The organism is Streptococcus sp. V913, from assembly GCF_054353455.1.
In genome coordinates, this window is the sequence record NZ_JBTHHX010000001.1 from 763,740 (window position 1) to 774,784 (window position 11,045).

Genomic DNA, 11,045 nt, shown 5'->3' on the forward strand with positions numbered 1-11,045 from the left:
CCACAAGAAAACCGACGCGCGTTGCGTGGCAATGCAACCGAGCGTGTCGCAACCTCTTGCATCAAAGCTAAGGCTGTAATTTACAGCACTATAATAGAATAACACAAAGCCCCTGCGATTGCAAGGGATTTGGGAAGATTTTTTAACTTTTCCCCCAAAATAAGTAATTGCTAAATTTCAAGTTCAAGTTACCCAGCAATCAAAAATTCTCTGGGAGACTTGTAGTCCAAGCATTTTTTAGGATAGTTGTTGATCCATTTTCGATGACGGCGACTTCTTTAGGAGTCGTTTTCTTAGTTCCTTTAGGTAACCATCTACGAATGAGCCTGTTGTGATTCTCATTGGTTCCCCTTTCCCAAGAGGCATAGGGATGTGCATAGTAGATATGTTCCTTAGAAAACACATCAGACAAGCGGTTGAATTCAGATCCATTATCTGCCGTGATGGAAAGAATGTGATGTTGTCTTAAGATGAGTTTTAGAGCCATATTGACGGACTCAGCGCTTTTATTGGGAATCAATCGGATAATTTGATGTCTGCTTCTTCGATCCGTCAAGACCAGTAGGCAGTAGTTTTTCGCTCTTGTAAGTAGGACCGTATCAATCTCATAATGTCCATTCTCCAAGCGAAGATTGATAGCCTTGGGACGCTGTTCGATGGATTGACCAGCAGGTTTAAAGTTGGGGCTAGCCTGTTTCTTGACAGTTTTTCCTTTTCTAGGATAAAGAAGGTTCTGTTTGGTCAATCCCAACTTTCCATGATGAATCCAGTAGTAGATGGTTGAAATTCCCACTGTAATGCTCTTAGCCTTGACCATCATTTCAGGAGACAACTTTTGGTTATGATAGTGGAGAATCTTTTGTTTTAATTCTTTGGTCAAGATTGATTTCTTCACGGAGCGCTTGCGATTGGTTTCATAAACCATTTGAGCATAGTCGGCAGAATAACTCTTTTTGAATCGTCCTTTTCCTAGACATTGCAGGACTGTACCACGCTTGATTTCATTGTGGATGGTCTGAGGAGCTTTTCCAAGTAGAGAGGCCACTTCTCTATTTTATTTCCCTTCTAATTTCCATCGTTCGATTAAGCGACGACTATGGATTGTCAAGTGTTTAGCTTTTGTAGTATAATTGATTTGCATCTCTGTGCCTTTCTTGTGTTTGTGGTGAACAACAAGTATAACACAGAGATGTTTTCTTATGCCTAAATGATCTTTCATTTGACAACATTGACTGGTTGAACCAGCTCATTTTTAGGAAGGCTAGGTGGCTAACTTCATTATAGAACTTTCAGCTGGGATTTTTTTAGTAACGAATCAGCAAATAGAACCGCTATTTATGATATAATGGTTAAGTAGATAAAAATATAATAATCTTACCAGTGACAAAAATAACTGCTAACATCAAAGGAATATAATGAAAAAATTTTTTAATTTATTGACAAACTTAACGATTATAGCCGGTATCCTCATCATCAGTTACCCTGTTATTAGCCAAATTTATTACAATTACCAGACCAAACAAGAGGTTAAGGACTTTGACTCGTCTGCACAAAAATTAACTTCTGAAGATGTGACGGAACGGATAAAGCTAGCTACTGCCTACAATCGTTCTTTGCAAAATTTGACAGTAACGGATCCCTATACCAAAGAAGAAAATGCCAAAGGGCAGGCAGAATATGCTCGAATGCTAACTGTCCATGAAAAAATAGGCAGAATTTCCATTCCTAAAATTGATGTTGATTTACCAATATATGCCGGTTCAAGTGAAGAAGTCTTACAAAAAGGGGTGGGACATCTCGAAGGAACCAGTTTGCCGATTGGCGGGCAGAATACTCACACTGTTCTAACTGCCCACACGGGCTTGCCCAACAATCGTCTTTTTACCGACTTGGATAAAATGAAGGTGGGTGATAAGTTTTTCATTCAAAACATCGCTGAAACACTTGCTTACGAGGTTGATTCCATAACGGTGATCGAGCCGACCCAGTTTGACTCTCTAAATATTGTACCTGATAAAGACTACGTGACTTTGCTGACCTGTACTCCTTATATGATCAATTCGCACCGTTTACTTGTACGGGGCCACCGGATCCCTTACAAACCAAGTGAAGAAAAAGTAAAAAATCCGATTAGTCATATTTCTATTCCACCGCTTTATCTAGTCGTTTTCGCAATTCTATTTCTCATTTTCATTATTTTGGCTTGGAATAAGTGGAAATCGAAAAAAGCATAGAAAGAGCTATCATGTCAAGAAAAAAGAAAAACCAAAAACGGCTGCGACTAACCTATAAGATACTTACCATTCTGGGGTGCATGATGATCTGTTATCCCTTTGTCAGTCAGATTTATTACCAATATGTGACTATGCAAGAGACAAAGCAATTTGATGACGAGAAAGGTAAATTAGTTGACCAAGATGTTGAAAATCGTATTGAACTCGCCAAAGCCTATAATAGCACCTTGTCCCCAGAAAAAATAGGAGACCCTTTCTCAAGCAGAAAAAAAGAGGAAGGTGTAGCTGAATATGCTCGCATGTTGCAACTGCAAGAAAAAATTGGTTATGTCACTATCCCTTCTATCAATCAAAAAATTCCCATCCGGGCAGGGTCATCTGAGAATGTCTTGCAAAACGGAGCAGGCCACTTAGAAGGAACCAGCCTACCCGTCGGTGGAGTTAGCACCCATACGGTCATCACCGCCCACAGAGGACTTCCCACAGCCAGACTTTTCACCGACTTGGATAAGGTAAAGGTCGGAGATGTCTTTTACATCACCAATATCAAGGAAACCTTGGCTTATCAGGTAGATAAGATTTTAACCGTTGAGCCTACCGATTTCAAACCAATACTGGTTAAAGAAGACGAAGATCGTGCCACTCTTTTGACTTGCACACCTTATATGATCAATTCTCATCGCCTACTCGTTCAAGGCAAACGCATACCTTTCCACGAAGCTGAAAAGGAGAAAAAAACAAAGATTGACTTTTTTGCCCAATACAAATGGTTTATCCTTCTTGCTACCGGACTCATCCTCCTACTCTTAGGCTATCTACTCTTTAAAATGTTAAGAAAGAAAGGAAAAGAAACATCACTTTCATGAAAAAGAAAAAACAATTACTTGGGCTGAGCCTCCTGTTAATTGGAATTGCGCTCTTCCTCTTTCCTTTTTTATCTATGATTAAAGAGGACATTTGGCAATCCAATGCTCAGCGCACCTATCAGCAGACCAGCGAGGAAACATTCCAAAAACTACGAACAGCCTTAGAACAAACCACTGTCACCGGAGCTATCCAAGATATTTTCCTAACAAAAAAAGAGACCGACGCCAAGCAAAAAACGCCCTACTCAGATCTGCTAGATACCAATCAAGTCGCTGGACGCATGACCATTCCTGCTTTAGGACAGCATTTCGACCTCTATCTTGACGCTGACTATGATAAGCTCCTAAAGGGCGTAGCGACTCTCGTCGGAACATCTGCTCCTCTGGGTATAAAAGGGCAACGACCGATTATCGCAGGACATAGAATTAATTATAATGACGTGTCTTTCTACTTTCTCCCCTCTCTCAAAAAAGGAGATAAAATTTATTTCGATATTCTTGGAAAAAATCTAGAATACGAAGTGACCGATAGCGAGATCATTGATGAATACGAAGGCGAAAAACTTAAACCAATCGAAAATGAAGACATGGTTACGCTCATGACCTGTATGAACGAACCAAGATATGACAAACGGCTCCTTGTCAATGCAAAAAGAGTTGTTTCAGATAGTGAAAAAAAGCAAAATGTATCTACTAATCCCTTGATTCCCTTTGTTAGCAACCAACATATTAAACTTGGTTTCAAATTACAAAGGCTTGCCCCTTATTTGATTGTGATTGTCGGAACAGCAATCTTTCTCTTTTTCAGCAAACGGCTATGGAATATCATAAAAAAACACTGATTCATCAGTGTTTTTTCTCGCTTTTATAAAGCTTATATCCTATCCCGATTAAGACAACGGCAAATCCTAAAAACCAATAAATGGCTAAGGTTCCCGTTTTGATAATCGGTGTTCTTGGTGATGTCGGTGGCACCAGTGTATTGGTAATCACCGTGCCAGTTTTATCTGCCATGTTTTGATAAGTTGCTGTATAGCCGTTAGGAACATCTTCTTCAGCTGTGTAGGTGTAATCTTTCCCTGCCGCATCTGTTTTTTCTAAATTCATAAAGGTATGTTCCCAGTTGTTGCTGTCATTCAGCTCAATTTCATCAATGACTTTCCCATTTTGTTTAAGATGAACAGTGATACTGTTTAGCTTTTTACCTTTCCATTCTTTCCGAACTTTAAAGCTGGTCTTGTCTTCTCTCTGTTTTAAAACCTGCTTGGGATAGACATGAACGGCGTCATTTCCTACCGTGAAATAGCTGCCATCAGGTTTTGTCACAGGCAATTCCACTTCTAATGGAACTGGTGTCGCATCACCCAACATCTGATTTCCTGATAACTTTGATTTTTCTTTATTGACAACAATATAGTACTTACCTGCCTTCAAAGCGCTAAAGATGAGACGACCACCATTTTCAGTTATCTTTGTTTGAACAAGCTCTCCATCCGCCTTATCCTTATGAATATCAAAGGCAACGCCATCAATGGTTGAGGCCTCACTACCAAAATAATTCTCAATGTCTAAAGGTTGTCCAGAATAACTATCTTTTCCTCCACCTTTGGGCCAACCATTCAAATCTTTTAACTTAACCAAGGTTAACACAATATCGTAGGTTGCATCTGACGAGGCTTGATTTTCCTGAGATGAGACGGTTGTAAATGGCCGCAAAGCTACCAAAATAACAATGGCCGTAAGTATGGATAGCAGACTGCTCAATATTCTTTTTCTTGTCATAGTATCCTCCTAAAACATAGCACTTGCACTCTTCACTAGGATATTCAACTCTTTTAAATACCCTAGTGAAGAGGTAAGGATTGTCCTTACTTCTTCATTTTATTACTTAGCTGAACGACGTTTCGCAATGAAACCTAAACCGACAACCAAGACACCCGCTGCAATCACGAGAGCAGAACCGATACCACCCGTTTGTGGAATTGTTACCTTGTTGTTGTTAACTTGGTTAATTCCACCTGTGTAAGTTGTTGATGAGATAGTGAACTCAACTGGTTGTTGCAACAAAGCGTAACCTGTTGGTGCTTCAACTTCGACCAATTTGTACTTAGTTTCACCAGTGGCGTTGTCATTTCCTTTTACACCATAAGGAAGCCCCTTAACTTCAAAAGTACCATCAGCTGCTGAAGTGAAGACAGTTGCATCTGCTTTATTAGCAACCCACTCATTTTTAGCAGGAGTTGTTCCTGATGCAGCTGTTTGTTTCAAATACTTGTCACCAGCTTCATTTGTAACAACAAACTTAGCCCCTGCAAGTTTAGCTGATGTCGCTTTGTCAATTTTTTCAAACTTAGCACCACCAGTGTGGAGTTCTGGAGTTTCATTAGGTTTAACTTCTTTTGTTGAATCTGGGTTAGTACCATAAGTCAACTTAACATCATTGGGGTTGGCTGCACCCATAACTGCTTCTTCATTGATGACTGCGTCATAAGTAATAGTGATAACATCTTTTGGATTTAATGTTTTGATGTAATCTTCATTGAAAGCAATGCTAATTGCTGCTCCTTTTGTACCAACTGCAGCTGTACCAGTAGTTGAATAGTTAGAAGGATTTACAACAGTGCCACCATTTTTAACAACAAGGTTGCCTGTGTAAGTCAGACCTGCTGAGAACTTATCGGTGAATTTTAAAACTTTATAGTCTTTAATACCTTCTGGCATTGTAGAAGTGACCTTGAAGGTCTTTGTTTCACCAACAAGAGCAGTATCGTGTTTAGCGTCTTCGCTAACTACTTTGTCAATACTTGGTTTGTCAACGGTATTTTTGGGATAAACATGAACAGCGTCAGTACCAGTTGTGTACCATCCACCTGTAGCCTTAAAGACTGGAAGATTGATTTCCACAGGAACAGCAGCTGAGTTAGCCAATTGTTCATCTGAAGTAAGTGTTGATTTTGCTTTGTTTTCAACGATATAGTATTTACCAGCTTTGAGACCAGTAAATGTAACAGTACCATCAGCTCCTGTTGCTGCTCCAGCTACAGGAGTACCTGTTGGAGTGTCTTTGTAGACATCAAACCAAACATTTGCCAATGTTTTAGCTCCAGAACCAAAATAGTCTGTCACATTCAATTTTTGACCAGTGTAATCTTCATTGTTTACACCAGTTTGTTTTGGCCAACCTGTCAAGTCTGACAGTTTAACCTTTGTCAAAACAACATCGTAGGTATCGTTTTCGCCAGGTGCGTTGTCTTGCGCAAAAGCTTTAACTGCTCCAAATGCTAAAAGCACGATACTAAGAGCTGCTAAGAACGAGAGGAAATATCGTTTTACGTTTTTCATTGTTTTGCCTCCTAAAAAGCCTTTCTATTTTTTTGCATATAATGTAAAATTACTGCCAATGTTAATGTTAAAGTTCCCATCAAAATATATGGTAGGATACCTGAGCCACCTGTGTTTGGATAAGTCGGGTTCACCTTGTTCTTCACCGTCAAGGTTGCTGTTTCTCCGATATTTGCATCCGTAAAGGTTACTTTCTTTTCAGACGCATCACTGATTTCCAAATAATACTTTGGAACAACCTCTTCGATATAGTAAGTGTAGTACTTACCGGTGGTCTTATCCTTAGGTGGATAGCGTTTTGTAGCTTCCCATAGATATGGAGCTGTCGCATTTCGTTCCAACTGAATTGTCTCAACAAGCTCTCCATTTTGAGTTTGTCCGTCCGTTGTCCGATACAACTTAACCTCTAGTTTCTTCGGTAGCTGGTCATTCGCAATCGGATTGCCGTCCTTGTCATACCAGAGTTTCTGGATCTTAATTGACGGATACCTCGTGTTGGTGATGACAAATCCACTTTGAGCGTCACCGCTATAAGTGGCATCGTATTCAGGTGGAATCTCCTTTTCTCTGACCACGTACTTAAAGTCGGTGATTTTCTTCTCCGCTGCGGCTTTTTGTAATAGTTTCGCAGCAGATTCCTCATCTGGTAGCGGACTAAAGGTGTCTTTCCAGTTATTACTGTCAGAGAGCTCTTTTTCTTCCTTAAGCTCTTCTTTTGCAACACCGTCTTCCTTCCAAGTGGCGTAAAGCTGTGCCGTTATTTTAGAATGTGTTGTTTCAGAGTCACGCCACTTCTTCTCAACCGGAATGGTAATTCGCTTGTTGACTTTGTTGGTAACTACATTGGATTCACCAAATTTTGGTTCGGTATTGTATTTTACTTGGAAAGTATTAACAGCCGTCTTGCCACCAATATTATGATCCTTGTCATAAGCCGGAGCTTTCATATCCAGGATTGCATGCAAAATGGTGTACTTATGAATGACCGTTGTTGGTTTAGAAACAATCCTGATTGCTGTTACATCTTTATAGTCGCCTGGATTCTTTGTCCAATGTGAACTATTTACCTCTGTGGCAGCATTCATGGATGGATATTTATCCGTTCGATAGTAAATATCAAAACCTGCCGTCTTATCTTCATCACCGACTTTCACAGTGATCGGGCCGGTCAAGGTGTTTGAAAAGGCAGATTCGGCGCCACCCGCTGTCGTTCGATCGCTGTCTCCAACATGAGGAAGAACATCGTAGATTTCTACTCTTGTCAGATCACTATCGTAGTAATTTCGCACTTGCAGGTCATATTGGAAGTGACCCGAAGTGGAAGTTAACCCACCGTACTCTGTTTCAATACCGTCTTTACTGAAGTCTCGACCATAATATTGAGGCCCACCTTCAACCAGTGGCTCTGTACTACGGATCATCTTAACACTCTGCAGACTTTCTGTTACATTCCCTATAACCTTTGAAGTTGCCTTTACGACCTTGTCCGTAGTGTCGCCGTTCATGTTGATGTCTCTTTCGTCATCCACAATCTGATTTGAATCGGAATGAATGGCATCTGGGAACGGTTGACCATTGTCTTGGTAGAAATAAAGTTCATTCGTATTATTGAAAGTTGGGGTCTCTGCCTTACTAGGGATAATGTCACTATTGATTTTTAATCCCTTTAGTTTGAAAGCATAACCTGTTCCATTATTTAAGTCTTTTACCAGACCTGATTTTAATTTGATTTTGATCGCTGTCCGACCACTACCATTGTAGTTTTCAATAACTGAAAATTTATCAATCATGTCCAGATTTGCTAGCCCAATTGCTTCGAGCATATCTTCCGCTTTTGTTTTGTCTACACCTGGTGCAATACTAACCCCTTTAGGAAGAAGATCAACAAGAGTTGGATTCTTTAAGTAGCGGGCTTTGGAAAGGTGTTCAAGTTGTAACCCTAAGAGGAAGAAAAGTGATTCTCCCTCAATACCTGAAGTTTGTCCACCTGTAGACTTTGATAGACCAATCTTTTCAACAAATGGTACAAACTGTTTGCTCCATTCATCGGATATATTAATTGGAACATCCTGATTTTGAGAGTTTTTCACTTTCGCTTCAAGACCGACCACATTTTTTATATCCTTTGCAGCAGAATAAGGAACATGATAAGGGTCTTTAAAAGCCATATAGACGAAACCATCAATGTACTTTCCAACTGGTAATTCATATCCGTTAATAAAGTGAATAGTTATTTTTGTATACTTTGGAGTAACAGCCGGTGCGTCCGCTTCTGTTAATTCTCCGTTTCGGATCTTTTCAGCCGCAGCATTTAGCTCATTTTGTGCTTCTTCATTAATCTGCTGTCCTGGCGTAAAAGTATCATAATTACCATCACTCTTATAGGCACGGATTTCTATCTTGTCATTATTGATAGGAACATCCCCTGTTGGACCCCTTTCAAAGAAAGAACTAACACTAGTCAAATAAAGTCTTGAGTCAAACTTGCTAGCATCTTCAGTCAGCACAATTTCTTTAAGTGGTTTTGATAGCTTGTTTTCTACCTTGACTGTATAGTCTAGTCGCTGTGCGTAAAGTCCAGCTACATCGTGTTGCACCGTCTGGTGTTCTGTCCTCTTGGTAAGAATCCCTGTACCGCTGAAATCATCTGCAATGAGGTTAAAAGTTATATCGTCACTAGTTTTATACTCTTCATTTGCTGATGGATTGAAAGGAGTAGCTGTGATTTCTGCCTTATTTGTAAAAGTAGGTTTGTTGTTGCCGTCTTTATACTTAGCATCAGGAAAAGATAGGTACAACATAGCCTTGCTGACATCAATATTGTGACGGAAGTCCGTATCAAATTCACTTTCTAGGAATTCCTTTGTATAGGTCACTGTGCCAGTGCTACTATCGTAGGTCCAGCCAGGATTAAGGGCTGGATCAAATTTAGCAGTAACCGTTTGACCCTGACTATTCGTATAAGTCGGTAGCGTATCCTTGATGACGACTTTTTTCATCATTCGCTGCTGACCTGAATTTGCCTGTACTTGATAGGTGAAACTGAACGGTATAGGCTCTGCACCGGTTTCAGAAATCCTAGTCGGATCTCCTGTCTTAGCTGTCCCTCCGTAGAGAAGCTGACCATCTTCGCTACTAGTAGCAACTACCTTTGTTAGGTTCATATTTGGATAAGTTGGAGTATACTCCTGATCATTTCCTGTGTATAGAACTCCACCATTCTTATCCTTAAGAGTAACCTTTGGTTGTAGCTTATAGTCTTTTGGAACTAACCCGTTTGTAAAGCTAAAAACATAAGGTATGCTAATCTTGGTTGTTGATGTAATGGAATTGAAACGAATACGATAAATCGTCTTCCCATTTTCCACTACTTTTTCTGCACTTTTGATTAGAGTGATACCTTCGGTCGGAACCGTAAAGTTATCTAGATAAGCATCTGTGTTTAGCACCTTACCGCCCGGATACAGAGTGGTTGGCATTTCAATATCTAGATAAGGTTCTTCTATGTCTGAGGTTAAACTAGTTCCATCAATATCCACATAAGTGGTAATCTGTTCATCTGTACGATAAGCTGTCCTTGCATTTGGCTTTATCGTGACAGTTGGAACTATTGCCGTCGGCGTAGGAGGAGGTCCCGGTGGCAATTTGTCATCATCTTCCTCTGATGTAGTCGCAGCTGGAGTTGTTTGACTCGTTGAATTGCTACTTTCTTGACCAGAACTACTAGAGGTTTCCTGACTCTTATTGACAGTGCTTTTCTGAGTTTCACTACTAGAACTTCCCGAGTTTTCTTTTTTGGCAGTTTCAGCAGGGTTACTCACTAGAGCAGAAGACGGGCTGGTCTGGTCTTGTGCGAAGGCAAGAGAAGTACCACTCACTCCTTGTAAAATTGTGTTCATAAGCAGAATTAGAACTAAAAATAGACTGCCTTTTTTCTTCATTGCCTCTCCTTTTCTAAAATTATTTCACCTTCCGGATGAAATTCAATACATACACACATATATATATTGACCTATTCCAAAAAGAGCCACTTTATGAAATTCATTTCTGTATGGAAGTTATGCTATTCCCTCTAGGACCTTGATTTAACGAAGCCCAAAAGAAAATCCCAACAAAAGAGAGTCCCTCATGGTGTTTGTTAGCTGAAACAAGTTAACGCTTTCTTACACACTGGACACTTTCAATTATTGGTTGTGTTACATACTTATACAAGTGTGAAATTTTGATAAATATAACTCTAACTGCATTTTAGCACATTTATTTAATTAAGACAAGTCAAAAATGTCAAATATTGCAAGCCTTTTATTTCAAATTTGTCAATACTTTTTCGATGTCTTTGAACACATCATTGATATCTTGATTTCCTTCGATATCATGAACTAAACCTTTGGCACGGTAGTAAGCAATGATTGGTTCACCTTGTGCAATATTCACATCCAAACGACGCTTAACTGTCTCAGGTTTATCATCTTCACGTTGGTAGTAATCCTCTTCTTTGTAGTCAACTGGTGGGTTGAAAACTTTGTGGAAGGTTTCACCTGTTTCGCGGTGAATGATACGGCCACTCAAACGTTCCAAGAGACAATCTGGGTTCACTTCGATG

At 39.9% G+C, this 11,045-nt stretch carries 7 protein-coding genes and 1 pseudogene; 3 read left to right on the plus strand and 5 right to left on the minus strand.

All coding sequences use genetic code 11. From position 1 onward, the window contains the following. Positions 1–188: 188 nt before the first annotated feature. Positions 189–1,141, minus strand: a pseudogene (locus ACXYSL_RS03795) (IS30 family transposase). A 274-nt stretch (positions 1,142–1,415) separates the two neighbouring features. Here ACXYSL_RS03795 and ACXYSL_RS03800 point away from each other — a divergent pair. Genes ACXYSL_RS03800 through ACXYSL_RS03810 form a run of 3 tightly spaced genes read left to right on the plus strand, consistent with a single transcriptional unit; the run spans position 1,416 to position 3,942 of the window. Next, complete coding sequence (locus ACXYSL_RS03800) at positions 1,416–2,234, plus strand: class C sortase (protein ID WP_000713119.1); 819 nt, start codon at positions 1,416–1,418, stop codon at positions 2,232–2,234. A gap of 11 nt (positions 2,235–2,245) precedes the next feature. Then, positions 2,246–3,100, plus strand: coding sequence for a class C sortase (locus ACXYSL_RS03805; protein ID WP_458624002.1), 855 nt, complete (start codon positions 2,246–2,248; stop codon positions 3,098–3,100). Continuing rightward, positions 3,097–3,942: a class C sortase gene (locus tag ACXYSL_RS03810; RefSeq protein ID WP_000727545.1), complete on the plus strand. Its 846-nt coding sequence runs from the start codon at positions 3,097–3,099 to the stop codon at positions 3,940–3,942. The genes ACXYSL_RS03805 and ACXYSL_RS03810 overlap by 4 nt, the downstream gene beginning before the upstream one ends. Before the next feature lie 4 nt (positions 3,943–3,946). On the opposite strand, the gene ACXYSL_RS03815 is transcribed toward ACXYSL_RS03810, so the two are convergent. The 4 genes from ACXYSL_RS03815 to ACXYSL_RS03830 form a co-directional block, all read right to left on the minus strand. Then, complete coding sequence (locus ACXYSL_RS03815) at positions 3,947–4,882, minus strand: Cna B-type domain-containing protein (protein ID WP_235080539.1); 936 nt, start codon at positions 4,880–4,882, stop codon at positions 3,947–3,949. Between the two features lie 102 nt (positions 4,883–4,984). After that, the gene (locus tag ACXYSL_RS03820; protein ID WP_049538482.1) at positions 4,985–6,442 is read right to left on the minus strand and encodes a SpaH/EbpB family LPXTG-anchored major pilin; all 1,458 of its coding nucleotides are present in this window, start codon (positions 6,440–6,442) and stop codon (positions 4,985–4,987) included. An 11-nt stretch (positions 6,443–6,453) separates the two neighbouring features. Then, entirely contained in the window at positions 6,454–10,383 is a 3,930-nt protein-coding gene (locus ACXYSL_RS03825; protein ID WP_458624003.1) for a Cna B-type domain-containing protein, read from the minus strand. Between the two features lie 361 nt (positions 10,384–10,744). Next, positions 10,745–11,045, minus strand: a 301-nt coding sequence (locus ACXYSL_RS03830; protein WP_458624004.1) for a nucleoside monophosphate kinase, incomplete at its 5' end; no start/stop codon positions are given.

Coding starts and splice junctions, on each gene's coding strand:
- ACXYSL_RS03820 (WP_049538482.1), bottom strand. CDS start 6,442: ATGAAAAACGTAAAACGATATTTCCTCTCGTTCTTAGCAGCTCTTAGT.
- ACXYSL_RS03800 (WP_000713119.1), top strand. CDS start 1,416: ATGAAAAAATTTTTTAATTTATTGACAAACTTAACGATTATAGCCGGT.
- ACXYSL_RS03825 (WP_458624003.1), bottom strand. CDS start 10,383: ATGAAGAAAAAAGGCAGTCTATTTTTAGTTCTAATTCTGCTTATGAAC.
- ACXYSL_RS03815 (WP_235080539.1), bottom strand. CDS start 4,882: ATGACAAGAAAAAGAATATTGAGCAGTCTGCTATCCATACTTACGGCC.
- ACXYSL_RS03810 (WP_000727545.1), top strand. CDS start 3,097: ATGAAAAAGAAAAAACAATTACTTGGGCTGAGCCTCCTGTTAATTGGA.
- ACXYSL_RS03805 (WP_458624002.1), top strand. CDS start 2,246: ATGTCAAGAAAAAAGAAAAACCAAAAACGGCTGCGACTAACCTATAAG.